A 25,677-nucleotide genomic window follows, 5' to 3' on the forward strand; every position below is an offset into this window, starting at 1 on the left:
AGGTCAGTCGAGGCGCCCCATCACCTGTCGCACACGTGAAGCATGGCTAAAGGTCGCGAGCTCAAGGGCCGCATCAAGACGGTCGAGAACACGAAGAAGATCACGCGCACCATGGAAATGGTCGCGACGTCGAAGATGAAGCGCGCCCAGGATCGCGTCGTTGCGGCGCGTCCGTACGCGACCTCGCTCACCGACGTCATCTCTTCCCTGTACAACGCCGAGCTGGCCGAGCGCTTCCCGCTCCTCCGCCAGCCCGCGCAGGTCCGGAAGGCGGCCGTCATCCTCCTGACGACCAATCGCGGGATGTGCGGCGGCTTTAATGCGAACCTCCTGCGCGAGGCGCGTGGGCTCCTTGCTACCCTGCGTGAGCAGGGGACCGAGCCCGAGTTGCACGTCGTGGGCCGCAAGGGGATCGGCTACTTCCGCTACGTCGGTCAGGCGCTCGCGGTCAGCCGGACGGACATCACCGACCGTCCGACCGCCGACGACGCCGCCTCGCTGGTCGACGCCCTCATGGCGCAGTTTGTCAGTGGCGCGATCGACGCCGTGTACGTGGTCTACGCCAACTTCAAGTCGGCCATCGCCACGCCGCCGTCCACGATGAAGGTGCTTCCCGTGGACCCGCCGGCGCGCAAGGGCCAGATGCCGGACTACCTGCTCTACCCCTCGGCCGACGCCATCGTCACCGAACTGCTCCCGGCCTACGTGCGCAACGCGATCTACCGCGCCCTGGTCGAGACGGTGGCCGGTGAGCAGGGCGCTCGCCGTACCGCCATGAAGAACGCGACGGACAACGCTACCGAAGTGCTCGGTGTCCTCCGTCGCACGTACAACCGTGCTCGTCAGGCCAACATCACGCAGGAAATCGCCGAGATCGTCGGCGGTGCCGCTGCGCTCGAGTAACACTCCGCTGTCCGTGAACTGCTGTCTGCTGTCTGTCGTCTCCTGTCTTAATTCTCCCTTCGCCGTTCGCACGAAATGACTACCGCCACGCTCCACGCCGGCAAGATCGTCCAGGTCATTGGTCCCGTCATCGACGTTGAGTTCGACGCCGACAAGCTGCCGGAGCTGTACAACGCCCTCGTGGTCAAGGGGCGTTCGGCCACCGGCGATGACATCAACGTCGTCGCGGAAGTGCAGCAGCACATCGGGCGCAACCAGGTGCGCGCGGTTGCCATGTCGTCGTCCGACGGCGTGACGCGCGGCATGGACGCGGTCGACACCGGCGCGGCCATCTCGGTCCCGGTGGGGGCGGCGGCCCTGGGCCGCATCCTCAACGTGCTCGGGGAGCCGGTCGACAACGGCGAGCCGATCCCGGCGAGCGCCGAGCGCTGGCCGATCCACCGCAAGCGCCCCGACTTCGTGAACCTCGAGCCCAAGACCGAGATCTTCGAGACGGGCATCAAGGTCGTTGACCTCATCGCCCCGTTCGTGAAGGGTGGAAAGATCGGCCTCTTCGGCGGCGCCGGCGTGGGCAAGACGGTCGTCATCATGGAGCTGATCAACAACGTCGCCAAGGGACACGGCGGCAAGTCGGTGTTCTGCGGGGTGGGCGAGCGCACGCGTGAGGGCAACGACCTCTACCTGGAAATGAAGGAGTCCGGGGTCATCAACTCCTGCGCGCTGATCTACGGCCAGATGAACGAGCCGCCTGGCGCGCGTCTTCGCGTCGGCCTCTCGGGCCTCACGGTGGCCGAGTACTTCCGCGATCGTGAGAACGCCGACGTGCTCGTCTTCATCGACAACATCTTCCGCTTCACGCAGGCCGGCTCCGAAGTGTCCGCATTGCTCGGCCGCATGCCGAGCGCCGTGGGTTACCAGCCGACGCTCGCCTCGGAGATGGGCGACTTGCAGGAGCGCATCACGTCGACGCGCAACGGCTCGATCACGTCGGTGCAGGCGATCTACGTTCCGGCCGACGACCTCACGGACCCGGCGCCGGCGACCGCCTTTGCCCACTTGGACGCGACGGTCGTGCTCTCGCGCAAGATCACCGAGCTGGGGATCTACCCCGCCGTGGATCCGCTCGATTCGTCGTCCCGTATTCTCGATCCGCAGTTCGTTGGCGAGCGCCACTACAAGGCCGCCATCGAGGTGCAGCGCATCCTGCAGCGCTACAAGGAACTCCAGGACATCATCGCCATCCTCGGGATGGACGAACTCTCGGAAGACGACAAGAAGATCGTCGGACGCGCCCGCCGCATCCAGCGCTTCATGTCGCAGCCGTTCGCGGTCGCCGAGCAGTTCACCGGCATGAAGGGCGCGTACGTGAAGCTCGAGGAGACGATCAGCTCGTTCGAGCGCCTCTGCGCCGGCGAGTTCGACCACTTCCCGGAGCAGGCCTTCTTCATGTGCGGCGGGGCGGACGACATCGCGAAGAACGCCGAGAAGCTGGCCAAGGCGTAAGATGCTCAAGGTCTCCGTCATCTCCCCCGAGCGTGTCCTCTTTGAAGGCGAAGCGGACAGCGTGGTTGCCCCCGCGTTCGACGGTGAGGTGGGCATCCTCGCCGGGCACGCCCCGATGATGACCCTCCTCGGCAAGGGATCGCTCAGGCTCGGGGGCTCCGGCGGCGCCTTTCATATTGAAGGGGGCTTCATGCAGGTCATTGATGACCATGTGCGCGTGGTGACGGAGAAGGCCGTGCAGGCCTGATCGTACGGTCGGTCAAGTTGGATAGGGCGCCATCGGTCATCCGGTGGCGCCCTTGCGTTTGGGGACCGCCGGACGCACCTCGGCCGCCGTCTCCGTCTGCCCGTTCGGACCTCCCGTCCCAGCCCCTTGCGCGATGATTACGGTGGTCGGAGATTGGCCGACGGTCGTCCGGACCCCCCCCCGGACGGCTGACAACTGTTCAGTTCGGCTCCCACCCCACCCTTGGCCCCTTATGGGAGGTCGCATGAGACAACTGCTGTCAGGACAGCGGAGGTCCCTGCTTATCGCTGCGTTTGCCACGTTCGTGGCCGCTCCGGTATTCGCGCAGGGTACCGTAATCACGGGGACGATCACACGGCAGGAAGGCGGTGGCCCGCTGTTCGGTGCCAACGTCTACATCACGGAGCTCGCAATCTCGGCAGGCACCAACGAGCAGGGCGTGTATCGCCTGACGCTGCCAGCCGAGCGAGTGCGCGGGCAGAACGTGATGCTCCGGGTGCGTTCCATCGGCTTCAAGCCGGGACAGAAGAGCATTACGCTCGCGGCCGGCGGCGGCACGATCACCGAGAACTTCGCCCTGGAGATCGACGTGAATCGTCTCTCCGAGGTCGTGGTGACCGGGGTGACCGGCGCGACCGAAAAGAAGAAGCTGGCGTTCACCGTGGACCAGGTGAACGTGGCGGATCTTCCGGTGCCCGGGACCAACGCGCTGACGCAGCTCCAGGGGAAGGTGACCGGGGCGCAAATCGTCTCGCCGTCAGGGCGACCGGGCCAGGCGCCGTCGATCGTGTTGCGCGGCCCCAAGTCGCTGAATGCGAGCGGCCGGTCGCAGGCGCCCCTGGTGATTGTGGACGGGGTGATCTACGACGGTGGGTTGCAGGACCTGAACCCCATGGACATCGAGAATGTCGAGGTGGTGAAGGGTGCTGCGGCCGCGTCGGTGTACGGGTCACGCGCCGGGAACGGCGTGATCCAGGTGACGACGAAGAGCGCGAAGAATGCGCGCCAGGGCACGCGGTTCAACGTGCGGAATGAGGCTGGGTATAACGACATCGCCGGCGAGTTCCAGCTTGCGAAGAACCACTTCATCATGATGGACCCGACGAACAAGCGGTTCTGTCGCCGGGCCACGAACGCGGCAACCGGGCTGGTCAACGGGCAGCCGCAATGTTGGCAGACCATGGACTTCGAAGAAGAGGCGCTCCGGATCAATGAAGGGGGCGGCCAGTTTGCCCTTGGTCCGAACCTATTCCAGTACGACGGCGGGATCGCGCTGTCGTTGTCGAAGCCACAATTGCGCGGCCTGTTCCAGTCCGGGTTCTTCCCCCGGTCGTACGACCCCATCGCCGCCACGACGACGAACGGGTTGTTCAACAATGCGACCTTCGAGATGACCGGCAAGTTCAACAACACCGGCGTCTTCGCGAGTGCCTCGCAGCTCCGGCAGGAAGGGGCGATCGACTACCTCAAGGGGTACACCCGCAACACCTTCCGGCTGAATGCGGACCAGCAGATCAACGACAAGTGGACGACGCAGCTCAACACGTTCTACTCCAACAACACGTTGTTCCCGGACGGCGAGTTCTTCCGCCTTACGCGCGTGCCGGCCGGTGTGAACCTGCAGCGTCGCGATGCCTTCGGGCGCCTGTTCGTGCGGTCGAACCCGCTGAACCAGGGTGACCAGAACGCGAATCCGCTGTACTGGAACGAGGCGAACCAGGGTCGCACGGACACGGACCGGTTCCTCGCGTCGAACACTACGCGTTTTGCGGCGGCGAGCTGGCTCGACTTTGAGGCGAATGCCAGCTACGACCGGCGGCGCCAGAGCGGGTTCTTCCAGCAGGACCGTGGATATCGCGTGACCACGTCAACCGGCACGACCGGCATCGGCAACCGCAGCGAGTCTTCTTCGCTGGACGACAACATCAACATGTCGATCCAGGGGACGGCGCGGAAAAGCAACTTCGTTCTTGACGGGCTCGATGCGCGGGTGAATGCGCGGTACGCGTATGAGCAGCAGGACAGCGAAGGGATTGGCTCCTCGGGGACCACGTTGGCGATCCCGAGCTTGGGAACGCTCAACAACGTCACGGCGAACCAGTCGGTGAGCTCGGGATTCCAGACGGTGCGCGCGGTCGGCGGTGTCCTCGCGGGCGGGCTCGACTACAAGGGCCGCTACATCATGGACGGCTTGGTCCGTCGGGACGGTTCGTCGTTGTTTGGCGAGAACAATCGCTGGGCGACCTACTACCGCGGATCCATGGCGTGGCGGCTTTCCGACGAGAGCTGGTGGCCGCTCAAGACTTCCGTGAACGACTTCAAGCTGCGCGGCTCATATGGGACCGCCGGCGGGCGCCCGAGTTTTTCCGCGCAGTACGAAACGTTCACGATTGGCGCCGGCGGTACGGTGACCGCCTCGACGCTGGGTAACGCCAACTTGCGCCCGGAGTACACGACCGAGCAGGAGTATGGCCTGGATGCCGAGCTGTTCAGCAAGATCGGCTTGAACGTGACGTATGCGTACTCGAGTACGGACGACCAGATCATCCTCGTGCCCCCTTCGGTATCGTCCGGCTTTGCGAACCAGTGGCGGAATGGCGGAACGCTCGACAACCACACGTGGGAAGTGTCGCTGAACATTCCGGTGCTCACCACGAACAACCTCACGTGGACGAGCCGCGTGGGTTGGGACCAGACCTACTCGTTCATTACGGACCTCGACATCCCGCCCTTCTTCCAGACGACGGCGAGCTCCACCTTCCGCTTCGCCGAGGGTGAGCGCATTGGCACGATTTGGGGCCGTGCATTTGTCACAAGCTGCTCGCAGCTGCCCGCCCAGTTTGCGGCGGACTGCGGCGCGGGGAAGAGCTACCAGAAGAACAACCAGGGGCTGATCGTGTGGACCGGTGCCGGTAACACGACCAAGGACGGCATCACCAAGAATCTGTGGCAGGCGGTCAATCCCGGGTGCGTGCGAAACGGCACCGCCACCGGGACGACGGGCGAAGCGAATTGCCGTCTTGCTGGCGGACAGGTCAACGCCCCGTGGGGAATCCCCGGCTACAGCTGGGGGATGCCGATCGTCCTCCGTGATTCCACTGGCAATGCGATCCAGGCCCGCCTCGGCAACACGCTGCCGAAGCATCGGATCAACATGTCGCACAACGTGTCGTACAAGAAATTCAACCTGTATGCGCTCGTCGATGTCTCCCTCGGCAACGCGGTCTTCAACCAGGAGCGTCACTGGTCCCTTGGTGATTTCCAGGTGCGTGAGGGAGACCAGTCGGGCAAGTCCGTTGGCGATGCCAAGCCGCTCGGGTATTACTGGCGCACGACGGCGCCCGACAACTCGGCTGGCGTCGGTGGGCTCTACGACATCCTTGGTTCGAATAACATCACCACTGAAGACGCCGCCTACGGCAAGCTGCGCGAGGTTAGCCTCGGCTATCAGCTCGGGCGCTTCCTCGGGTTGGGCGACGTGAACGTCTCGGTGGTTGGTCGCAACCTGTTGACGATCACGAATTTCACCGGTTGGGACCCGGAAGTGGGTGTGGCCGGAACCAACTTGAATAGCTCGGCGCTCACCGCGGTCGCTGCCTTCCAATATCCGCAGATGCGCACCTTCACCTTCACGGTGGGGACGCGGTTCTAGACTCATGATCGGGGGCGGCACGGGCCGCTCCCGGTTTTCCCTTCGACGAGACGAATCCATGTCACGTGTGAACAGACTGGCGCCGTTCGCGCTCGGGGTGCTGGCCGTGGTGGCCTGCAACGAGTCGCTGGACGTCGAGAATCCCAACAACCCAGACGTCGGGCGCGTGTTCGCGGCCGTCGCGACCATTGAGCAAACGCTCGGCACGGGGTACCAGCAGTGTCGCAACGCCTACCAGCAGAATGCGGTGGAGCCCCAAGTTCTGGTGCTCTCGCTGGAGAGTTACTCGCAGCTCAATAATTTCTCGATGGGGGTCCGCGTCGGTATCCCGCGCACGCCGATCGTGAACTCACGCGGTGGTCCGGGGACGGGCGAGCCCTTTACGCATTTCTCCCTCCTGTCGCGACTGTCGCGCCAGCTCTCCAACGGCATTGGCGCGCTCGACCAGATCAAGAAGGACCAACCGACGCAGGTGCAGGACGGGCTGTACGCTCGCGTGAAGTCGTTCGGGTTTTTCGGTGTGGCGTGCGCACTCGGAAACATCGCGCTCCTGTTTGACTCGGCCGGTGTCGTGGGGCCCGGGATGCCGTCGGATTCCATTCCGCCGCTCAGCGACTACAAGGCGGTCATGAACGCGGCCCTCTCCTATCTGGATAGCGCGCAGGCCATTGCCTCAACGTCCGCTGCCGTCGCCACCGGTGGGTATCCGGCGCCGGCCGCCTGGATGTCGGGCACGGCCGTGTCTCGCGATCAGTTTGTGCAGATCGTGCGGCAGGTGCGCGCGCGATTCCGCGCCCAGGTCGCCCGAACGCCAGCGGAGCGTGGGGCGGTCAACTGGGACCTCGTGATCGCGGACGCCAACGCAGGGGTCACGGCCCCGGTGTCGGTCACGATCGGTGGGTCAACCGGATGGAACATCGGGTTCCAATCCAGCCAGATGCACGTCTCGGCCGGCTGGAGCCAAATCTCCCCGATGTACTGGGGGATGGCGGACGTCTCGGGCGGCTATGATGCCTGGCTCGCAACGCCGCTGAATAGTCGGGCCGGATTCCTCGTCGTGACGCCGGACAAGCGGTGGCCGCAGGGAGCCACGCGCGCCGCGCAACAGGCCAACGCAGCTCCGGGGGACTTCTCGGCCATGCCGTACATTCGCAATCGCAGCACGTCATTGGATGTACCCGGCGATCCCTGGGGTACGTCCAACTACGACTACGTGCGGTTCAAGTACATCCGCGACGCGTCCAGCACGGGTCCCTGGGCCGAGTTCCGGCCGGAGGAGGCGCAGCTTCTGGCCGCGGAAGGGTACATCCGGAAGGGGCAGATCGCGCTCGCCGCGGCGAAGATCGACCTGACCCGTACGCGTGCCGGATTGCCGGCGCTCGCGGGGGCCGTGAACTCGCTCACCGACCCGGTGCCCGGCGGCTCGCAATGCGTGCCACGGGTGCCAGCGGCGCCCAGCTTCACGTCGACCTCGTGCGGCAACATCCTCGAGGCGATGAAGTACGAAATGCGCATCGAGATGGCCCACGGCCGATTCGGCTCCTGGTATTTCGACTCGCGCGGTTGGGGCGACCTGGTGACCGGCACGGCCTTCCAGTTCCCGGTACCTAACCAGGAGATGGATGCCCGGGCCAAGCCGTTCTACGACATGGGCGGTGGTGGCCCCGGGACCGCGGCACGCGGCACCTACGGCTTCTAGTCATGCGCAACCTCCTCGCTGCGTCCCCGATGCTCGCTTGCCTCACCGCGTGTTACGTCAACAAGCCGGTCGATGCCAGCGTGCGCCCGGTGGCGCCGGGGATGGAGGTGGCACTCGACATCTCGGACCAGGGGCGGGTCAACCTCGCCGAACGTTTTGGTCCGGGGGTGACACAGATCGAGGGGCGCCTTGCGGCCGTGAGCGATCGGGAATTCCGGTTGCGCGTCTTCAAGGTGTCCTACCTGCGCGAGGGAGATTCTCGTTGGACCGGGGAGGACGTCACCATCGCGGCGGCACACGTCGGTCGCGTCTATGAGCGCACGTTGTCTCGTGGACGGACGGCGGCGGCGGCCGCCGGGTTTGGTGGCGGACTCATCGCCTTCTTCGTCACCCGCGCCCTCGTCGGTGCGGGACGCGACCGCGATCCCGAAGTTCCGCCGACGGGGCCCGACGAGATTCGAATTCCCCTCTTCCGCATTTCTCATTAAGCCAGTCTCCAGACACCTCTCAGGACTCCACCCCATGAGAACACACACTTTACTTGCTGCAGCGCTGTTCGGCGTCGTCGCCTGCGGCGAGGACGATGCTGGTCCCATCCTCGCTCCCACGCCTCCCATTGCCTTCGTTCGATACGTCCACATCGTACCGGATACGTCCCGCATGGATTGGCGGCCGATCGATGCCGTTGACAATTCGCCATTCGCCCTCGGGATGCAGTTCCGGGCGAATACACCCTATCAGGCCATGGGGGCCGGCGCCCGTCGCCTGCGAATCTTCCCAACCAGCGAGGATATCAACATCACCTCGCAGATCGTCGTCGACACGACGATCACCTTCACGCCAAACACGTACTACACCCTCATCCACGTCGGACTCGCCCGGGCCGGACAGACGCCGGCCGACCGCATCTGGGTCATCGAAGATCCCATTCCGGCCACCATCGCGGCCAGCCAGGTCGCCGTTCGTGTGGTGCATGCGGGAGTTGGTCTCGGGGCCGTTGATGTGGAGCGATCTACCTCCACCACCGGGACCTTCAGCTCTGCCGGGACGAACGTGCAGTACGGCACGGCCGGCGCGTACCAGCTCGTCCCGACCGGGGCACTCGTTATGCGGGCGAACACGGCGGGAACCACCACGGCGCTGGCCGCAGCCGCGACGGCGCCGGCAGGGATCGCCGCCGGGGGCGGCCTCTCCGCGGCCGGTGGCTCAACGATCGGCGGCAGCGCTCTCACCGCCATCGTGGTCCCCCGCTCGGTGGCCGGAAGTGCGGCCGCCAGCTTCACGGCCCCTGGAATCATCTACCTCGTAGATAAGGCACCGTAGCCCGGCGACCTCGACCGGTACAAACCCCCGATCCGCCCTGCGGGTCGGGGGTTTGTGCTTGGGGCTGGCCGAACGGGACGGCCTGTCGCAAATTCCCCGACGTCGGGCGCGCGCCGCACCCCCATGCCTCGTCGCGCGCAGGCAATGTACAACGGAGTCGTTATGCAGTTCGCTCGTGCGCTGTTTCTCTCCAGCGTGGCGGTCGTGTCGCTGGCCGCGTGTGGGGAGGAGGAATTTGTGGCTCCCGCCAGGGAGCAGTACGTGATCAACCTGCTGGGGGCGAACGAACGCCCAAACCCCGTGACCTCCACGGCGTCCGGAAGTGCCGTCGTCACGGTCATGTCGCCGGACAGCATCGAGTGGACGCTCTACGTGTCCGGGATTGACTCGGTCACGCAGGGACACTTTCACGCTGGAGACGCCAACTCGGCAGGGCCGGTGATGTTTTTTGTGTTCAGCGGTCCCACGACCGCTCGCGGGATTACCGGGCTGCTGAGCTCGGGAATGATCCGGCGCAGCGGTTCCACCTTCAGCGGTGCCTTCACCTACGATTCGCTCCTGACGCGAATCCGGGCGGGCACGACGTACCTGAACGTGCACACCAGGCGGAACGGACCCGGAGAAATCCGAGGGCAGGTCACCAAGTAGTTCCAGGCCCAATCAGGAAACAGGCGATGCCGGCGCGAGCCGGCATCGTCATTTCCTGCTCAGCCTGCTACCTCGACGCATGTCGGTCATCGCACGGCGAAGGTGGATCATTCGTTAGGTTGTGGACTACTATGGAAAGGCCCCCCCTCGGGGGCCGCGACCCGCAACTGACGCCATGACCAAGCGAATCGCCCTCCTCCTCGTTGCCACCCTTTCCACCCGCGCCGCGCAGGCGCAGGCGTGGAACTACCCCGCCTTCCAGCCGCCACGCATCGAGTCCCGCGAGTTCAACTTCGCGCTCGCCGATGCCGGGAGCGCCGGCACGACGGTCCTCGTCCAGTGGCGCGAACTGGCCGGGACCCGATCGCAGTTCACCCTCGAAGCCGGGCTCGTCGCACCGGACTTCGGTGACAACATCCTGGCGCTCGGAGCCGGCTACGCCTACGAGGCGCACCGCTCCACGTCGGACGTGCCGCTCGATGTCGTGCTCACCGCGAGCGCCGGACTTGGGCTCGGCCGATCCACGACCATCCGTGTACCGGTCGGCGCGTCGATTGGCTACCGTTTCGAGCTGGAAAAGAACGTCGCGCTAACTCCCTACGTACACCCTCGACTCTCGGCGGACATCTGCAACAACTGCCGCCGCAATGACGACCTGGGCTTCGGGATCAACTTTGATATTGGCGCCAACCTCGACGTGACGCGCGCGCTTTCCCTGCGCGCGGCGGCGCTGTTCGGTGGCGGGGACCTCTTCTCTCAGAACGGACTGGGGATCTCGCTCGCCTGGCGTCCACCAGGACTCCGCCGGTAGACCGGACTCGGTCGAAACGGCGAGGGTCGCGATCCGACACCGCAGCACGCGACAAGACGACCCTCACGTCGTTCGCCGCGAGGACCGGTGACAACGCCACGACTCTCGGCGGCGAGGAAACGACCCCCGATGCGGTCGCCACGAGGACCGGTGGCAACGCCGCGACTCTCTGAGGCGAGGAAACGACCCTCGATTCGGTCGCTCCGAGGACCGGTGGCAACGCCGCGACTCTCTGAGGCGAGGAAACGACCCTCGATTCGGTTGCCACGAGGACCACCCACAAGGCGACAACCGCCGGTGGCGACAGGACAACGCCGCTTTGGCCGCCACCACGATCAATCGTGCGGCATCTGCCTCTGACCGGCTGGCTCGGCCCTCGTTCGCTACGTCCGCACCGGATCCAGGACCAGTCGTCGGACCAGCTCGTACGACCGATCGCTCGCACCGGTTCCCGCGCGCACCAATTGCAGCGCCGCACCGCCCGCCACCGTCGGATCCGTCAACCACCGATGCACCGCGTCGATCGCCGCGGGGAGGTCAACGACCACGCACCCCCCGCCGCATGAGATCAGGAGTCCGGCATCGCGCGCGTTGTCGTGCCGTGGCCCAAAGACCACGGGGGCCCCGAAGGCGGCGGGCTCGAGGACCGAGTGCAGTCCTGCGCCGTGAAAGCCCCCACCGACCCACGCGACGGTCGCGAGCGCGTACAGCTCTCCCAGCACCCCCACCCGGTCCACAACGACCACTTCCGTTTCCGGGGTAGCGTCCCCCAGGCGCGCCCAGTTCAGGCCGGCCCCGCGCGCCCACGCTTCGATGGGGGCGAGATGCGCGGCGGTTGGTTCATGCGGGGCGACGATCAGGCGGGCGCCGGCAACGCGCGTGCGCACGGCCTCCCAGGCCGGTCCGAGGACCGCTTCATCCGAGGGCCAGGTGCTCCCAGCCACCAGGGTTGGTCGGCGATCGCCCAACGCAGCGAGCAACGGAGCGTAGCGGTCGACCGCGGCGGCGCGACCAACCACCTGGTCGTACCTCGTGTCCCCCGTGACCGTGATCGCCCCTCGCGGGAAGCCGAGTTCGGCCAGGCGCTGCGCGTCCTCGGGCCCAATGGCCCCAACGGCCGTGAACGCCGCGTGTGCCTCGCGCAGGATCGCGCGGGCCATGCGGCCGCGGCGGGCCGAGGCCGGGCCGACCGTCGCGCTCACCATGCCTAACGACACCCTCGCGCGGGCACATTCCTCCGCCAACACGGGCCACACATCGAGCTTGCTGAATACGAGGGCAGATGGACGAAGGGCCGCCAACAGTCGCGAGGCTGCATCGCGCGTATCGAACGGCAGGTAGTCGGCGAAATCAGCCGCCAACCCGGCAGCGAAACGCTCCGCGCTCGGCGAGAAGTGTGAGTAGACCAGTTGCCAGTCCGGGTGGCGCGCGCGCACCAGCTCCATCACGGGACGCGCCTGCAGTCCCTCGCCGACCGAGGGCGCATGGAACCAGACCAGCGGTCGCGAGGGGTCGCGGTGGTCATGCGCCCAGCGCTCCCACCGCTCCACGACCCCCGCGCGAGCGGTGAATGTGCGTCGGAGTTTGCCTTCGCCCTCGGGGACAACGCGGGAAAGGGCGGTGGCCAGGCGGCCGACCCCCGCGTACGCGACGCCGAGCGGCCCGAGCACCTGCTCCTACCTGGCCGCGGCCCGGACCTGCTGCATCGCACGCCGGATCGAAGCGATCGGGGCATTGCCGTCGAGCCGGATGTTGTCGACGAGGATCGTCGGCGTGCTGTTGACCCCGACCTGCACGCCGCGCTGGTAGTCGGCCTGGATCATCGGGAGCATCACGTCGTCGCGCATGCACTGCTCGAACTCGGGAAGTGCGAGGCCAAGTTCACGTGCGAAGGTGCGATAGGTCGCATCAGGTGCGGCTTCGGCTGCCCAGCGTTGCTGGGTGGCGAACAGCCGATCATGAAAGGGCCAGAACTTTCCCTGCGCCGCCGCGCACATCGACGCCTCGGCCGCTGGGACCGCGTTCGGGTGGATGCGCAACGGGAAATGGATGTAGGCCATCCGGGCGATCCCGGTCTGCACAAACTCCTTCCGGACCTGAGCGGCCGTCTTCTCGTGGAATTCCTTGCAGTAGGGGCACTGGAAGTCCGAGACAATGAGGATCCAGTGCTTGGCCGTGGGCTTGCCCTCGATGCGGGCGAGGTCGGCACGGGTGACGCGCGGGTCGATGGCCTTGCCCTGGGCGGTGAGCGGAGCCGAGAACGAGCAGGAGGAGGGCGACGGATCGGCGCACGGATGAGCGGGTAAAGGGCGGACGGCAGACGGCAGACGGCAGCTCAGGGGGCTCGGCGCGGATCCCCGAAAGGCAAGAGAACGTCCGTGCAGAATCCCCCCGCAAAGTAGTGACTCCCGGGTGTCACCATTCCGCTTAGACTCCCGTAGTACTCCCAACCTTCCCCACACCGTTGTCGCTGGTTCTCCTCCTCGGCGTTTCGCTGTTCCTGCAGGACGTGCAGATCCCCTCGCCACCGCGGGGGTTCGCCGCCGATCGGGCCGACATGGTCGTCGATGCGGCCGCCGTGCTGCAGCCGGCGACGGTTGATCGGATCAACCGGCTGATTTTTGCGGTCAAGGCCCGCTCGGGCGGCGAGATCGTGGTCGTGACCATGCCAGACATCCGCGGCGCGGAGGCCGGCGATGTCGCGCTCCGGATCGGGCGGGAGTGGAAGCTCGGCGAAGCGGCCGACATCGGGGACCGAGCACGCAATGCCGGCGTCGTCGTCCTGGTCGTGCCCAAGGAGACCGCCTCGGACGGCCGGGGCCAGGTCTTTATCGCGACGGGGCAGGGGGCCGAGGGGTTCATTACTGACGGGACCGCCGGGGACATTCGCCGCGAGGCGATCCCGTATTTCCAGCAGCAGGACTACTCGAGCGCGCTTGAACTGATCACGACCCGGATTGCGCAGCGGTACGCGGGGGAGTTTGGCTTTGCCTTGGATAGCGCGCTGGTGGACGCGCGGTTTTCGCCAGGGGCCGGGGGAACCGGGGAGTTCCCTCCGGAACTGCTCCTCGTCCTGTTCTTCGTCCTCCTCGTCGTGCTGTCAGCGGCGGCGAAGGCGAGCCGATACGGCGGTGGTCGGCGCGGATGCCTCTACGCCCTGGCGGCGGAGGCGGTGCACTCGGGGCGGCGCGGCGGGGGACACGTGAGCTGGGGTGGTGGCGGTTTTGGCGGTGGTGGGGGCGGCGGAGGTTTCGGCGGATTCGGTGGTGGTGGCGGTTTCAGCGGCGGCGGCTCTGGCGGGAGTTGGTGACCATGGCAAAGATGACCTTGAACAACCTGATCGATCAGCTGCGGGCGGTGTACGGCACCGACCTCGTGGCGGTCGTCCTCTACGGCTCGGCGGCGCGCGGCGAGCATCTCGAAAAGCATTCCGACCTCAACGTGCTCGTGGTCGTCGAGCGCATCGGGATGGAGCAGCTCCGGAAGGAGGCGCCGGTGGCCCAGGCCTGGCGGGAGGCCGGGAACCCCCCGCCACTCACACTCACGCGGGTCGAGTGGCTCGGCAGTGCCGACATCTTCCCCATGGAGTACGCCGACATCCTCGCGCACCACAAGGTGTTGGCGGGGTCACTCCCACTGGACGGTGTACGCGTCGACATGAAGGACTTCCGGCTCCAGCTGGAACACGAAGCGATGAGCAAGTTGTTGCGGTTGCGTCATGCGGTGCTCACCACGGGTGGTGATGTGGCGGCCCAACAGGAGCTGCTGGAGCAGTCGGTGAGCACGATGATGGTGCTGGTGCGTGCGACGCTTCGCCTGCTTGGGGAGGAGCCCGCGGCCGACTCCGAAGCGGCGTGCGCACGGGCGACGGAACGCTCGGGTATTGACCTGTCGGCGGTGCTGCGGGTGGTTCGCCATCTCCGTGCCAAGGAACTGATGACGAAGGCCGAGGTACCGGTGGTGCTGGAGCGCTATCTCGTTACAGTGGGAGCGCTGGCGTCGTACATCGACGCGCGAGTGGTGGGGTAGTCGTTGCGGGTTGCTGGTTGTTTGTCGCAGGTGTAATGGCTGGGACGTGGTGCTAGTGGTGGTGCCGCTGCTCGTGTCGTCCCACGGTCTGTTGTCTGTTGTCTGTTGTCTGTTGTCTGTTGTCTGTTGTCTGTTGTCTGTTGTCTGTTGTTCGTTGTCTCTCACCTCTCGACCCCGACTCTCATGCGCATTCGACACTTCCTCCTTATCGCGCCGCTGGTGCTCGGCGGGTGCGGCTACAACACGATCCAGTCCTACGACGAACGCGCGGCGCGTGCCAACCAGGATATCCAGGTGCAGCTGCAGCGTCGCGTTGACCTGATCGGCAACCTGGTCGAGACCGTGAAGGGCCAGGCCAAGCAGGAACTGGAGGTCTTTACCCAGGTCGCGCGCGCGCGGTCGGGGCTCAGCAGCGCCCTCGAGAAGGGCGACCTCAAGGAGATGGCGTCGGCGAACGATCAGCTGACGACGGCGGTCCGGGGGCTCAACATCGCGGTCGAGGCCTATCCGCAGATCAAGTCCGACCAGGCCTTCCTGCGCCTGCAGGACGAACTCACGGGGACCGAGAACCGCATCGCCACCGCACGCAAGGACTACAATGCGATGGTCGAGGAGTACAACGCCTACATTCGCCGGTTCCCGCAGGTGCTGACGGCCAAGGTGATCGGGTCCAAGGCGCGGGAGTACTTCGAGGCGAGTGCCGCGGCGACGGGCGACGCGCCGAAGGTCGACTTCTCCAAGTAACCGCGGGGTAGCTACCGCCGCGCGGCGTCTATCGCGCGGCGGAGTTGCGGGAGGGTGAGCGAGGTGCCGCTCAGGCGTTTTTCGCCGATGATCACGGTCGGAACCTCCCGTACGCCGGCTGCGGCGCTCCGCTCCATGTCCTGGGCCATGAGGTGCAGGAGGGGCTGGCGCTCGGTGCAGCGGGATTGAGCGGCCGCGTCGGCGCCCACCGCGACGGCCATGCTGTCAAACCAGGGTCGCGGGTCCTCGCGGCGCGCCCATTGGCCCTGGGTCGCGAACAGGGTGTCATGCATCGCCCAGAACTGGTTGGACGAGGCGGCGCACAGGGCGGCGTGGGCGGCGAAGCGCGCGTTGAAGTGGTCGTCCTGCGGCGCGTTGATGAAGGCGAGTCGAGCGAGTCCGGTGGCGACATACTCGTCGCGGAGGACGGGGAGCACGTCACGGGCGAACGCGCGGCATTCCGGGCACTGGAAGTCGCTCACCACGACGATGTACACGCCGGCCCCGGGAGACCCGGCGATCCGCAGCGAGTCCACCCGGTTCCCCATGGTGTCAGGGCGCAGCGCCAGACGCGCGTTACGACGGGCGCGGACCGAATCCGCGACGGAGAGCCCTCGCTGGCGCGAGGCGGCTGTCCGGTCGTCGCCGGCGCAACCAGTGACGATCAGGGCCAGCGAGGCCAGGGTGAGGCGGAAGGTGGTTCGGTATCGTGGCTGCATGGACTTCTCCGACTGTGGCTGAGTCCGGGAGGGCGGTAAGATACTCGGGTCCCCACTCCTCCCTATGCGCCGACTTTCCCTTCTCCTGCTCGCGTGGCTCAGCGCCTGCGATCGGGGCGCGCCACCCGCCGACCCGCAGCTCGTTGCCCAGTGGCTCCGCTCCTCGCTGTCGTTCGTGCGGAGTGAACGACTTGGGCCGCCCGTGGCCTCGCGGATCTCGGCGTATGCGTCGCTGGCGATCTACGAGGGCTACGCGGCAGATCCGGCGAGCGGTCTGCGCTCGCTGGGCGGTCAGCTGAATGGCTGGACTGCTCCGCCAGTGCCGACGGATCCGGTGGATGGAGCGATTGTCGCGGCAGTCGCGGAGCGCCTGGTGATGGACTCGCTCTTTCGCGATGGGTTCGCGGCGACGCGCCGCACCGTCGACTCCCTCGGCGCGGCGCAGGTTGCGGCACGAGTGGCGGCTGGTGTGAGCGAGGCGGTACGCGCCACCTCGGAACAACATGGAGCGGTGCTCGCCGCCGCCTTGTTGGGGTGGGCGGCGAGCGATGGCTTCTTCGAGAGTCGAGCGCGCACCTGGGATGCCCCGGGCGGTCGCGACCGCTGGCAGAATACCTCGACGCCAGACCAGCTGGTGCCGATCCAGCTCTCCGGGGAGACGGACATCGTCATGCCCGCCAACCCGGGAGTCGCGATGGACCTCGAGCGCGCAGGGGAACGTTTCGTCCTGACCAACCGCCCGAAGAACGCAGCCGGTACGACCCTGCCCACCTTCAACCCGGTGCGACCCACGGAGCCGCTCTGGGGCACCCTGCGCCCGTTCGTCATTCGCGACGGGGACGAGTGCGCGGCGCCACCCCCGCCGACCTACAGCGAGAAACCGGGCACGCCGTTCTACCAGATGGGGCGCGAGTTCGCCGACTCGATGGCGGTGCTGGACTCCACGCGGCGCAACATCGCGTTGTTCTGGGCGGACAACCCCGTGGCGACGGGTACGCCAAGCTTTCATTGGATCAGCGTCGTAAACCAGATGATCGCGCGGCGCGACCTGACGGCGGCCGCAGCGGCCGAGCTCTATGCGCTCACCTCGATCGCCATTGCCGACGCCTTTATTGGGTGCTGGAAAGAGAAGTACCGGTCGCTCGTGGTCCGGCCGGTGGCCTGGATGCAGCGGGTCATTGATCCCAAGTTCGCCACGGTGATTCCCACGCCACCATTTCCTGAGTACACGTCGGGGCATTCGGTCCAGTCCGCCGCGGCCGTGCAAGTGCTCAAGGCGATCGTCGGTGACACCGTGGCGTTCGTCGATTCGACCCAGGTGGACGTCGGACACCCACCGAGGCCCTTTGCCAACTTCACGGCGGCGTTAAACGAGGTCGCAGTGTCGCGCATTTACGCGGGGGTGCACTACCTCCCCGCCGTGGTCGACGGCGTCGTGCAGGGGGTGTGCATCGGCGATCGGGTGATGTCGCGTCTCAAGACCCGGTCCACCTCGTGACCGGTGCGCGGGGCGGATGGCTGCTGGCGCTCGCGGGAGCGCTGACGGCCTGCACGCCTGCGGTCGATGCGTCGTGGCACCGCGAACCGGGACATCGGTGGCGGGCGCTGGATGTGCGCGGGAAGGGCGCGGGGTTCACCATGCTCGGCCCCGGCACCACCGGACTCACGCACGCGAACACCATCACCGACGAACGCGCCCTGGCCAACCGGCACTTGCTGCTTGGGGCGGGGGCGGCAATCGCCGACGTGGACGGGGATGGCCTCCCCGACCTGTTCCTGCCGTCCGTCGAGCAACCGGCGGCGCTGTACCGCAATCGCGGATCGCTGCGGTTTGAGGATGTTACGGCGGCCAGTGGAATCCATCTCCAAGGTCGCGCGACGATGGGCGCGACCTTTGCCGATGTCGATGGCGACGGCGACCCCGACCTCCTCGTCGGGTCGTTAGGCGGACCGATCACCCTCCATCGCAACGACGGCCAGGGGCACTTCACCGACGTGACCCCGGCGAGCGGGCTCGATAGTGGGTACGCCGCCACGACCCTCACCCTCGCGGATGTCGATGGGGACGGTGACCTCGACCTCTACGTGGCGACCTACAAGGTCCGCAACACCCTCGACGCCGTCCCGCCGCAGGCCCGGGCCTTTGACCAGGTCGTGAAGAAGGTCGGGGATCGCTATGAGGTCGTGCCGGCGTGGCAGCGCGACTACCGCATCGAGGACCGTCCGGACCTCGGCGGCATCGTGCGGTTCCAGCGCGCCGAGGAGGACCTGTTCTACCTGAACGACGGGACCGGGCACTTCGTGCGGCAGTCGGTGATTGGGGACCGATGGCGCGATGAGGACGGCCGCCCGCTGACTGAAGCCCCCGACTACTTCTCATTGGCCGCCAGGTTCTACGACGTCAATGGTGACGGCGCCCCCGACCTGTATGTCTGCAACGACTTCGAAGATCCCGACCAGTTCTGGCTGAACGACGGCCGCGGCAACTTCCGCCTGGTGCCGCGCCTCGCGATCCGCGCGACGAGCAACACGTGCATGTCCGTGGACTTCGGGGACGTCAACCGCGACGGGCACGTCGATCTCTTCACGGCCGACATGCAGAGCCCGACGCTCGCCGCCCGCCAGCGCCAGGTGCCGACGCATACGCCGCTCCCCAAGGTGATCGGCGAGTCGCCAGACCGGGCGCAGTGGATGCGCAATGCCCTGCAGGTCTCGCGCGGGGACGGGACGTGGGCGCAGGTCGCGGATTTCGCCGGGGTGGCGGCGTCGGACTGGACGTGGGGCTCCGCCTTTGTGGACGTGGATCTCGACGGGTACGAGGACCTGCTGCTCGCCGCCGGGCACCACTGGGACGTCCGCGACGCCGACACCTTCGACCGGATCCGCAACGCTTTCCCGCGGGTCCCGTGGAACCGGGAACAAGGCGAGTTCCCGCGACTCGCGGTGCCTAACGTCGCTTTTCGCAACGCGGGCGATGGGACCTTTGCCGACGCGAGCCGGGCGTGGGGATTTGCTGGGGACTCCGCGGTGTCTCATGGGATCGCCCTGGCGGATTTTGACGGCGACGGGGACCTGGACCCGCTGGTCACGCGACTCAACGACGCCCCACGCCTCTATCGCAATGAAGGGGGGGAGCCCCGGTTGGCGGTCCAGCTGAAGGGCCGGACACCAAACCCCGACGGGATCGGTGCTCGCGTCGAGGTGCGATTTGGTGGTCTGCCGAACCAGTCACGGGAAATGACCCGGGGCGGCTACTACCTCTCCGGGAGCGACGCGCAGCTCGTCTTTGCTGCTACGGCGGACACCACGGGACACCTCATCGTGCGATGGCGCAGCGGGCGCTGGAGCGAGGTGACGGTGCGCGCGAACACCCTGGTGGAAGTCGAGGAGCCGACCGGCGACGCGGTGAGGGACACGTCGATCGCCACTCCCGTGGCATTGTTTGCCGATGCGACGGCACTGCTCGGTGGTCATCAGCACCTCGAGTCGCGGTTCGACGACTTCACGCGGCAACCGCTGCTCCCCAATCGCTTCTCGCAGTTTGGGCCCGGCATTGCCTGGGGCGACCTCGACGGGGATGGCCGCGATGACCTCGTGGTCGGGGCGGGGCGCGGCCAGGCGATGGGCGTGCTCCGCAACACCGGGCGGGACTTCGTAAACTGGCCAGGGGGTGCGGTTCTTCCCGGCGATCAGGGTGGTCTTGCGGTGATGGCTCGCGATGGGCGCGCGGGCGTGATCAGCGCGGTCTCCAGCTATGAGTCGAGTGCCCCTGCCGAGCGTGGTGCCGCGCTGCGCTGGGCGGCACCGGGCGCGGGTGGCCTGGCGTGGACGGAAGTTGTCGGGCCGGATTCCTCAGCGAGTGGGCCGATTGCTGTCGGCGACGTTAACGGCGATGGGCGGCCGGACATCTTCGTTGGGGTGCGGGTCGTTCCCGGTCGATGGCCACTCCCAGCGGCATCGCACCTCTGGCTCGCGCAGCCAGATGGCTCGTTTTCCGAGGATCGTGTGAACGCGCAGGTGTTGTCCGCCTTGGGGCTGGTGACGGGGGCGACCTTCGCCGACCTCGATGGGAATGGTGCGCCGGACCTCGTGGTGGCTAGTGAGTGGGGCCCAGTGCGCGTTCTGCTGAATGAGGGCGGTCGCCTGACCGACGCCACGTCGCGGCTCGGGCTCAGCGGGATCAGTTCGCGCTGGATGGGGGTCACGGCCGGCGATTTCGATGGCGATGGGCGGCTCGATCTTGTTGCGACGAGTTGGGGTCGTAACCTCCCGTGGCACGCGACTTCCGAGCGGCCGGTGGAACTGCACGTGGCCCGTGTCGACAGCACGATCGGGTTGGTGTTCGCCCAGCGTGATTCCGCGAGCGGGCGCACGATGCCACTCGAGTCACGCGCGCGGCTCGGGGTCGCGTTGTCCAGCGTGCGCGAGGGGATCGGATCGTACGCCGCGTACGCATCGGCCACCGTCGCCGACGTCCTTGGCGACGCGGCGGCGCAGGCGATCCGCGTGGGCGCCACGACCTTTGATCACACGCTGTTCCTGAATCGGGGAACGGCTTTCGAGGCGCGGCCGCTTCCCCGGGCGGCGCAGGTTGCGCCGTCCTTTGGTCCCGTCGTCGCCGACTTCGACGGGGATGGACGCGAGGACCTGTACCTCGCCCAGAACTTCTATCCCACCGAAATCGACGCCCTGCGACAGGACGCCGGCGCCGGACTGATCCTGCTCGGCGACGGGACCGGCGGGTTCCGCGCCCTCTCGGTCCGCGACGCCGGGATCTCCGCGTTAGGCGACCAGCGTGGGGCCGCGACTGCGGACTACGACGGCGACGGTCGACCCGATCTCGCCGTGGGCCAGAACGGGTGGCGCACCAGGTTGTTCCGGAATGTTGGCGCCGCCCCCGGACTCCGGGTGGTACTCGAAGGCACACCAGCGAATCCCCGAGGAGTGGGGGCGCAGTTGCGCGTGATACGTGGGGCGTCACGCGGCCCGGTGCGCGAGGTGCGCGCCGGCACGGGGCCGTGGTCCAGCGACAGCCCCGTCACCGTGATGGCCCTTCCCGCCGGCGCCGACTCACTCTGGGTCAGGTGGCCCGGTGGGGTGGAACAGGTGGTACCGATTGCCGGCCCCGGCACGATCAGGGTGAAGCGGTAGGCGTCCCCAAGGTTGGTGTTTACGCAAATCGCTCAACACCGCAACCCATCGATCTTCCGCCTGCCCGCCGCTAGCCCTTCTTCCTCGGCGGCCCCGACTTGGTCCAGATCACCACCACTCCGCACCCCGAGTTGCGGCCCGCAAACTCGCCGGGCACGTCGGACGGCCCAGTGTAGACCTCAAGCGCCTCGATGTCTCGCACGGCCACGTAGGGACCAAACTCGTTGTCCACCCGTTCGTCCACGATGTATTCGGGGAGGCAGCGCATGGGGGCCCGCACCATGCGGATGTAGCAGCCTGTCCCGCCGGAGCATTCGACCGCGACCCCTCGCAGCCCGCGGAGCGCATCCTGGAGGTTGTTCGCGCCGAGGGTCTCGATCTGGGTGCGGGTGAGGTAGTGTCCGCGCCCCATGGCCTTTCGGCGCTCGAAGTCGGCGAAGCGCCGGCCGAGGGGGGCGGGTGCCTCAACCTCCACACCGGCGAGGGTTTGGGCGGCCTGGGTGCTATCCCCCGCTTTGGGGGCATCGAGTTCGATGTCCCGTTCCATCCGCTCGCCGTTTGTCAGGGCGACGGTGAACGTTACAGTTGGATAACCGACGGCGCGCACACTGAACCGGACGATCCCCGCTTTGAGTTCGGGAAACTGGTAGAAGCCGAGCGAGTCGGCGATGATGACCCGTCCGTCGCCCCCGTGGATGATGCGGGCGTTGGGGATCGGCCCCTGCGTCATCCGATCCACCACAGAGCCGAACATCTGGGCCGACCCCTTCTGCGCGCCCGCCTCGCCGCTGAGCCAGAGAGGTGAGGCGGCCGTGAGCACGAACGAGCAGAGTGTCGCGGGACGCATAAACATGCCTCGCGTGTGCATGTGGGGGCTTGGGAGGACGCCACGTATATACCCCCGCTGGGAGATTCGGGACAGCGGGTTGGGACGAACCGTGCTCGGTCCATCCCCCAGCATTGCGCGTTACGCCCGTCGGGCACATTTTGCCCGGGCCCAGACCGTCCTTAACAGATTCGCATCAGCTTCGCGAAGGAATCGCGAAGTGTTGTGGCGTTGTTTTGGCGGCGAGGTCCACCCCCACACACCCCAACGTGGAGAGGCTGTATGAAGCGTAGTTTGGTCCGGCGAGGCCTCGCGGCGCTCGGCACAGCGGCAGCAATGCTGTTGGTCGCCAGCGCGGCGCAGGCACAGAACGCCGTGTTCTCGGGACGCGTGACGTCGTCTGCCGGCGGTGGTCCGCTTGGCGGTGCGAGCGTCGGCATCCCGGAACTCGGCGTAGGTTCGATCACGTCCGTGGATGGTCGGTACACCTTCACGATCGACGTGGCACGTGCATCCGGTCGCCAGGTGAACCTGGTGGTCCGCTACATCGGCTACAAGCCGAAGCGCATGCCGATCACCTTGACGGCGGGTCGCGTTGAGAAGGACTACGAACTCGAGCGCGACGTGCTCTCCCTTGAGCAGGTCGTCGTGACGGGTGTGTCTGACGCGACGTCGCAGACGAAGACGGCCTTCTCGGTCGCCGTCGTTGACAACAGCGCCATCAAGGACACCCCGCAGACGTCGCCGGTCGCTTCGCTCAGCGGCAAGATCGCTGGCGCGAGCGTCCAGACGACGAGCGCGCAGCCGGGTGAAGAGCCCTCGATCCGCCTCCGTTCGGCGACGAGCCTCACCGGCCGCCAGGATCCGCTCATCATCGTGGACGGGACGATCACCCGCCTCGGCCTGGCCGACATCAACTCGGAAGACATCGAGCGTGTCGAGGTCATCAAGGGCGCGGCGGCCTCGTCGCTCTACGGATCGGACGCGGCCAACGGCGTCGTCCAGATCTTCACGAAGCGTGGCGGCAACCTCGCGGAAGGACAGACCAACGTCATCTTCCGGAACGAGATGGGTCGCAGCGACCTGCGTCGCACGATCCCGAACAACATGTCGCACAACTACCGCCTGAACGCGGACGGTTCGTTCTTCACGGACGCCAACGGCAATCGCGTGCCGGAAGCCGACCGCATTTCGGACAACAACTATCCGGTCACCTACGACCAGCTGGGCCAGGTGTTCAAGCCCGGCACGTTCATGACGAACTACGCGTCGATCGGGCAGCGTCGCGGCAACCTGAACTACAACGTCTCGTTCCAGAACCAGAAGGAAACCGGCGTACTCGAGCTGCTCAACGGGTTCAGCCGCCAGAACTTCCGCATGAACCTGGATCAGTCGCTCAGCGACAAGCTGGACTACCAGGTGGGCGCGTTTTATGGTCGTTCAAATGCGGATCAGGCGGAGGGTTCCGCCGACATCTTCTTCGGTCTGCGCTTCCTCGAGCCGAACATCGACCTGACCGCGAAGAACAAGGATGGCTCGCCGTACAATGCGAACATCCGGCAGCCACCCGCATCGGGCAACTTGTCGAACCCGCTGTACCGCCTGTACAACGCCGACACCAAGCAGGCGCGTGACCGCTTTACCGGGACGTTCAAGGCGCGGTATCGCCCGGCGATCTGGCTGACGGCAGAAGGCAACGTGAACTACGACCAGTCCGGCGAGAACTACAAGGCGTTCCGCCCGACGGGCTTCCTCAACTCGGCCGGCACGTCGGACAAGGGATCGCTCTTCTCGCAGGTGACCAACCTGCGCTCGATGAACATCGGCGCGACCGTGACGGCCCAGAAGCAGCTGTTCAGCTGGCTGGCCAACACGACGAAGCTGGCCTGGGTCCAGGAAGACCAGACCAACGCCAACATCTCGGTCAATGCGTCGGCCCTCACCGTTCCGCGGGTGACGGAGTTCACGGCGGCTTCGCGTGACCCCAGCTTCCCGATCACCCCGGGGTCCGGTACGGAGATCATCCGTAACCAGAACTACTTCGCGGTGACCACGCTCGACATCAAGGACAAGTACATCATCGACGGGCTCGTGCGCCGCGATGAGTCGTCCCTGTTCGGCCCCGACCAGCGCGAGCAGAACTACTTCCGCGTCTCGGGTGTGTGGCGTCTCTCGGAGGACTTCAAGGTCCCGGGCGTCGATGAATTCAAGCTGCGCGCCTCCTACGGGACGGCCGGCCTGCGCCCCGTGTTCAACGCGCAATACGAAGTCTTCTCGGTGGCCGGCGGCACGCCGTCCAAGGTGACCCTCGGTAACCGGAACCTGCGCCCGGCGCTCTCGAAGGAGGTCGAGTACGGGTTCAACATGAACTTCCTCAAGAACTACACCCTCGAGTACTCGTACTCGGACAAGGTCACCAGCGACCAGATCCTCAACGTGCCGGTGTCGGCCGCGACGGGATATCGCAACCAGTGGCTGAACGCGGGTGAGCTCTCGGGGTACACGCACGAAATCGCACTCAATGCGGTGCTGGCGTCGACGAACGACTTCTTCTGGCGTGTCAACGTCGTGGGTGACCGCACCCGCCAGACGATCACCGACCTCAGCGTCGGTCCGTTCCTGGCTGGCCCGGATGCCAACGATGGCAACACCCGCATCTTCCGCATCGCGAAGGGCCAGAAGTTCGGCGTCATCTACGGCTCCAAGTGGATCAAGAGCGCGGAGGAGCTGGCCACGACGATCAAGTCGGGTCGCCTCACCGGTTCGGCCGCGGACTACGAGCTGAACTCGGAAGGCTACATGGTGCGGAAGTCGGAGCACCGGACCGTCAACGAGGTCCCGCTCAAGTACTACGCGGAGAATGGCGAGGCGCTCACCGAGATCGGTGACGTCAACCCGGACTTCAACCTGGGCTTCGGCTCCAACCTGCAGTGGAAGGGGTTGAACCTCTCCGCGCAGTTCAACTGGGTGCAGGGTGGCAACATCTACAACTACACCCGGCAGTGGCCGTTCAACGAGTTCCGCGATGTCGCGATCGACCAGCGCGGCAAGGCGGACGCCGAGAAGAAGCCGACCACGTACTACTCGACGTTCTACAACAACTTCGACGCGAACGAGTACTTCGTCGAAAACGGCTCGTACCTGCGTCTTCGTGAGCTGGCCGTCAACTATGCGGTGCCGAAGTCGTTAATGAGCAAGTTCGGCCTCGGTGGGTTGAGCAACACGCGCATCGGCGTCGTGGGGCGCAACCTGTGGACCAAGTCGGACTACACCGGTTATGACCCGGACGTCTCCGGCCCCGGTGGCGGTAACCCGTTTGGCTACCGGGTGGACTACTTCACGTATCCTCCCTTCCGCACCTTCACGTTCATGCTCGAACTCGGCTACTAAGGCCGCTTCCCCAGACTCAGGAGATCGCAGTT

Annotated in this window: 18 protein-coding genes and 1 pseudogene; 15 read left to right on the top strand and 4 right to left on the bottom strand. The window is 66.4% G+C overall.

All coding sequences use genetic code 11. The annotated features are described in order from the left end of the window. Nucleotides 1–42: 42 nt before the first annotated feature. From atpG to IPK85_25530, 9 genes are all read left to right on the top strand, one after another. Nucleotides 43–903, top strand: coding sequence for an ATP synthase F1 subunit gamma (atpG, locus tag IPK85_25490; GenBank protein ID MBK8250718.1), 861 nt, complete (start codon nucleotides 43–45; stop codon nucleotides 901–903). A 75-nt stretch (nucleotides 904–978) separates the two neighbouring features. Further along, nucleotides 979–2,406 carry a F0F1 ATP synthase subunit beta gene (gene atpD, locus IPK85_25495; GenBank protein MBK8250719.1) on the top strand — a complete coding sequence of 476 codons (1,428 nt, stop codon included), beginning with the start codon at nucleotides 979–981 and terminating at the stop codon, nucleotides 2,404–2,406. Between the two features lies 1 nt (nucleotide 2,407). After that, nucleotides 2,408–2,653, top strand: a complete 246-nt coding sequence (gene atpC / locus IPK85_25500; protein ID MBK8250720.1) for an ATP synthase F1 subunit epsilon — start codon at nucleotides 2,408–2,410, stop codon at nucleotides 2,651–2,653. Between the two features lie 244 nt (nucleotides 2,654–2,897). Next, a complete protein-coding gene (locus tag IPK85_25505; GenBank protein MBK8250721.1) occupies nucleotides 2,898–6,305 on the top strand; it encodes a SusC/RagA family TonB-linked outer membrane protein in 3,408 nt (1,135 codons plus the stop codon). Nucleotides 6,306–6,363: 58 nt separating this feature from the next. Beyond that, nucleotides 6,364–8,004 carry a RagB/SusD family nutrient uptake outer membrane protein gene (locus IPK85_25510; GenBank protein MBK8250722.1) on the top strand — a complete coding sequence of 547 codons (1,641 nt, stop codon included), beginning with the start codon at nucleotides 6,364–6,366 and terminating at the stop codon, nucleotides 8,002–8,004. A gap of 2 nt (nucleotides 8,005–8,006) precedes the next feature. Then, complete coding sequence (locus IPK85_25515; protein ID MBK8250723.1) at nucleotides 8,007–8,492, top strand: hypothetical protein; 486 nt, start codon at nucleotides 8,007–8,009, stop codon at nucleotides 8,490–8,492. A 34-nt stretch (nucleotides 8,493–8,526) separates the two neighbouring features. Next, on the top strand, nucleotides 8,527–9,327 hold the full coding sequence (locus tag IPK85_25520; protein ID MBK8250724.1) for a DUF4397 domain-containing protein: 801 nt from the start codon (nucleotides 8,527–8,529) through the stop codon (nucleotides 9,325–9,327). A gap of 162 nt (nucleotides 9,328–9,489) precedes the next feature. Next, a complete protein-coding gene (locus IPK85_25525; protein MBK8250725.1) occupies nucleotides 9,490–9,975 on the top strand; it encodes a CHRD domain-containing protein in 486 nt (161 codons plus the stop codon). Nucleotides 9,976–10,150: 175 nt separating this feature from the next. Beyond that, nucleotides 10,151–10,786: a hypothetical protein gene (locus IPK85_25530; GenBank protein ID MBK8250726.1), complete on the top strand. Its 636-nt coding sequence runs from the start codon at nucleotides 10,151–10,153 to the stop codon at nucleotides 10,784–10,786. 383 nt (nucleotides 10,787–11,169) lie between these two features. On the opposite strand, the gene IPK85_25535 is transcribed toward IPK85_25530, so the two are convergent. Then, nucleotides 11,170–12,456: a hypothetical protein gene (locus IPK85_25535; protein MBK8250727.1), complete on the bottom strand. Its 1,287-nt coding sequence runs from the start codon at nucleotides 12,454–12,456 to the stop codon at nucleotides 11,170–11,172. Nucleotides 12,457–12,462: 6 nt separating this feature from the next. Beyond that, nucleotides 12,463–13,236 (bottom strand): thioredoxin domain-containing protein, encoded by a 774-nt coding sequence (locus IPK85_25540; GenBank protein ID MBK8250728.1) that lies wholly within the window; start codon nucleotides 13,234–13,236, stop codon nucleotides 12,463–12,465. A 107-nt stretch (nucleotides 13,237–13,343) separates the two neighbouring features. Here IPK85_25540 and IPK85_25545 point away from each other — a divergent pair. The 3 genes and pseudogenes from IPK85_25545 (at nucleotide 13,344) to IPK85_25555 (ending at nucleotide 15,559) form a co-directional block, all read left to right on the top strand. Continuing rightward, nucleotides 13,344–13,751 (top strand): annotated as a pseudogene (locus tag IPK85_25545) (TPM domain-containing protein). A 347-nt stretch (nucleotides 13,752–14,098) separates the two neighbouring features. Further along, on the top strand, nucleotides 14,099–14,815 hold the full coding sequence (locus tag IPK85_25550; protein MBK8250729.1) for a nucleotidyltransferase domain-containing protein: 717 nt from the start codon (nucleotides 14,099–14,101) through the stop codon (nucleotides 14,813–14,815). Between the two features lie 183 nt (nucleotides 14,816–14,998). Continuing rightward, on the top strand, nucleotides 14,999–15,559 hold the full coding sequence (locus IPK85_25555) for a LemA family protein (protein MBK8250730.1): 561 nt from the start codon (nucleotides 14,999–15,001) through the stop codon (nucleotides 15,557–15,559). Nucleotides 15,560–15,570: 11 nt separating this feature from the next. Here IPK85_25555 and IPK85_25560 read toward each other — a convergent pair whose 3' ends face one another. Beyond that, complete coding sequence (locus tag IPK85_25560) at nucleotides 15,571–16,278, bottom strand: thioredoxin domain-containing protein (GenBank protein MBK8250731.1); 708 nt, start codon at nucleotides 16,276–16,278, stop codon at nucleotides 15,571–15,573. Nucleotides 16,279–16,342: 64 nt separating this feature from the next. On the opposite strand from IPK85_25560, the gene IPK85_25565 reads away from it, so the two are divergent. Both IPK85_25565 and IPK85_25570 read left to right on the top strand, forming a co-directional pair. Further along, nucleotides 16,343–17,776 (top strand): vanadium-dependent haloperoxidase, encoded by a 1,434-nt coding sequence (locus IPK85_25565; GenBank protein MBK8250732.1) that lies wholly within the window; start codon nucleotides 16,343–16,345, stop codon nucleotides 17,774–17,776. Continuing rightward, the gene (locus tag IPK85_25570; GenBank protein MBK8250733.1) at nucleotides 17,773–21,429 is read left to right on the top strand and encodes a VCBS repeat-containing protein; all 3,657 of its coding nucleotides are present in this window, start codon (nucleotides 17,773–17,775) and stop codon (nucleotides 21,427–21,429) included. Before IPK85_25565 ends, IPK85_25570 begins: the two co-directional genes overlap by 4 nt. Nucleotides 21,430–21,499: 70 nt before the next feature. Here the strand turns inward: IPK85_25570 and IPK85_25575 are convergent, their stop codons facing one another. Further along, nucleotides 21,500–22,282 (bottom strand): carboxypeptidase regulatory-like domain-containing protein, encoded by a 783-nt coding sequence (locus IPK85_25575; protein MBK8250734.1) that lies wholly within the window; start codon nucleotides 22,280–22,282, stop codon nucleotides 21,500–21,502. Nucleotides 22,283–22,537: 255 nt separating this feature from the next. Here IPK85_25575 and IPK85_25580 point away from each other — a divergent pair, with 255 nt between their 5' ends. Next, entirely contained in the window at nucleotides 22,538–25,645 is a 3,108-nt protein-coding gene (locus tag IPK85_25580; protein MBK8250735.1) for a SusC/RagA family TonB-linked outer membrane protein, read from the top strand. Nucleotides 25,646–25,677: the final 32 nt, after the last annotated feature.

This window comes from Gemmatimonadota bacterium (assembly GCA_016712265.1).
Taxonomy (GTDB): Bacteria; Gemmatimonadota; Gemmatimonadetes; order Gemmatimonadales; family Gemmatimonadaceae; genus RBC101.

Coding starts and splice junctions, on each gene's coding strand:
- IPK85_25560 (MBK8250731.1), bottom strand. CDS start 16,278: ATGCAGCCACGATACCGAACCACCTTCCGCCTCACCCTGGCCTCGCTG.
- IPK85_25575 (MBK8250734.1), bottom strand. CDS start 22,282: ATGTTTATGCGTCCCGCGACACTCTGCTCGTTCGTGCTCACGGCCGCC.
- IPK85_25505 (MBK8250721.1), top strand. CDS start 2,898: ATGAGACAACTGCTGTCAGGACAGCGGAGGTCCCTGCTTATCGCTGCG.
- IPK85_25510 (MBK8250722.1), top strand. CDS start 6,364: ATGTCACGTGTGAACAGACTGGCGCCGTTCGCGCTCGGGGTGCTGGCC.
- atpC (MBK8250720.1), top strand. CDS start 2,408: ATGCTCAAGGTCTCCGTCATCTCCCCCGAGCGTGTCCTCTTTGAAGGC.
- IPK85_25555 (MBK8250730.1), top strand. CDS start 14,999: ATGCGCATTCGACACTTCCTCCTTATCGCGCCGCTGGTGCTCGGCGGG.
- atpD (MBK8250719.1), top strand. CDS start 979: ATGACTACCGCCACGCTCCACGCCGGCAAGATCGTCCAGGTCATTGGT.
- IPK85_25520 (MBK8250724.1), top strand. CDS start 8,527: ATGAGAACACACACTTTACTTGCTGCAGCGCTGTTCGGCGTCGTCGCC.
- IPK85_25565 (MBK8250732.1), top strand. CDS start 16,343: ATGCGCCGACTTTCCCTTCTCCTGCTCGCGTGGCTCAGCGCCTGCGAT.
- IPK85_25580 (MBK8250735.1), top strand. CDS start 22,538: ATGAAGCGTAGTTTGGTCCGGCGAGGCCTCGCGGCGCTCGGCACAGCG.
- IPK85_25530 (MBK8250726.1), top strand. CDS start 10,151: ATGACCAAGCGAATCGCCCTCCTCCTCGTTGCCACCCTTTCCACCCGC.
- IPK85_25525 (MBK8250725.1), top strand. CDS start 9,490: ATGCAGTTCGCTCGTGCGCTGTTTCTCTCCAGCGTGGCGGTCGTGTCG.
- atpG (MBK8250718.1), top strand. CDS start 43: ATGGCTAAAGGTCGCGAGCTCAAGGGCCGCATCAAGACGGTCGAGAAC.
- IPK85_25550 (MBK8250729.1), top strand. CDS start 14,099: ATGGCAAAGATGACCTTGAACAACCTGATCGATCAGCTGCGGGCGGTG.
- IPK85_25515 (MBK8250723.1), top strand. CDS start 8,007: ATGCGCAACCTCCTCGCTGCGTCCCCGATGCTCGCTTGCCTCACCGCG.